The sequence below is a fragment of the Burkholderia sp. KCJ3K979 genome (assembly GCF_016759955.1).
Lineage (GTDB): Bacteria > Pseudomonadota > Gammaproteobacteria > Burkholderiales > Burkholderiaceae > Burkholderia > Burkholderia orbicola.
This window is the reverse complement of record NZ_JACFYV010000439.1, coordinates 1-923: the sequence shown is the minus strand read 5'-3', so window position 1 is coordinate 923 and position 923 is coordinate 1. Positions and strand designations below refer to the sequence as shown.

Annotated in this window: 2 protein-coding genes and 1 pseudogene; all 3 read left to right on the top strand. The window is 65.0% G+C overall.

All coding sequences use genetic code 11. The annotated features are described in order from the left end of the window. A partial coding sequence (locus tag H3O04_RS35485; protein ID WP_202589528.1) for an isochorismatase family protein occupies positions 1 to 336 on the top strand: 336 nt, incomplete at its 5' end. Between the two features lie 168 nt (positions 337 to 504). Next, entirely contained in the window at positions 505 to 672 is a 168-nt protein-coding gene (locus H3O04_RS35480; protein ID WP_012337465.1) for a DUF1427 family protein, read from the top strand. Positions 673 to 691: 19 nt separating this feature from the next. Further along, positions 692 to 923, top strand: a pseudogene (locus H3O04_RS35475) (amidohydrolase); the annotation flags it as partial.

Below are 923 nucleotides of genomic sequence, written 5' to 3'. Positions count from 1 at the left end.
TGCAATACGACGTTCGCGCTGTGCGCGATGCTCGAAGGCGACTACGAGATCTACATGGTCGCCGACGCATCGGGCGGCACGACGCAGGCCGCGCACGATATCGCGATGCAGCGCATGGTCCAGGCCGGCGTCGTGCCGGTCACGTGGCAGCAGGTCCTGCTCGAATGGCAACGCGACTGGGCACGCCGCGAGACGTATGACGCGGTGATGGCGATCGCGAAGGAGCATTCGGGCGCCTACGGGATGGGCGTGGACTACGCGTACACGATGCTCCACAAGGCACCGCAGCGCACCGCGACGCCGCACGAGTCGATTGCGCCCGTTCCGGCGAAGTAAGCGCGGACGACCGGCAACCGCCGATGCCGGTGCGGCGGGTTCGAGGTGAACGCGTCGCACGGGCTCCCTTGCCGCGGGCGGCGGACGTGACGAAACACGAATATTGCCCGCGGCATGCGGGCCGAAACACAGCCCCCTGCATTTGAAATTGTCCGGGAGATTTATTGCATGGAACCCTATCTGGTTTCCCTTGGCGCGGGTGTGCTGATCGGTGTGATTTACAGCGCCATCAAGGTTCGCTCTCCCGCACCGCCGCTGATTGCGCTGGTCGGGTTGCTCGGCATGCTGATCGGCGCGCAAGCCTTACCCCCCGTGAAACAACTCTTTGGCTTCTGATCAACAAGAGGTGATGCATATGACCGCAACCGTGACCCAACCGGATCTGATCCTGCATAACGGACGATTCACGACGCTCGATCGCGCGAACCCCGTCGCGACGGCGGTCGCGATTGCCGCCGGACGCTTCGTCGCGGTCGGCAGCGAAGCGGACGTGATGCCGCTCGCGGGCCGCGCGACGAAGGTGGTCGATCTCGGCGGCCGCGGCGTGCTGCCGGGTCTGATCGACAACCACTGCCACGTGATTCGTG

Bases quoted from the DNA above. Each gene is read 5' to 3' on its own strand.
- H3O04_RS35480 (WP_012337465.1), top strand. From the start codon at position 505: ATGGAACCCTATCTGGTTTCCCTTGGCGCGGGTGTGCTGATCGGTGTG.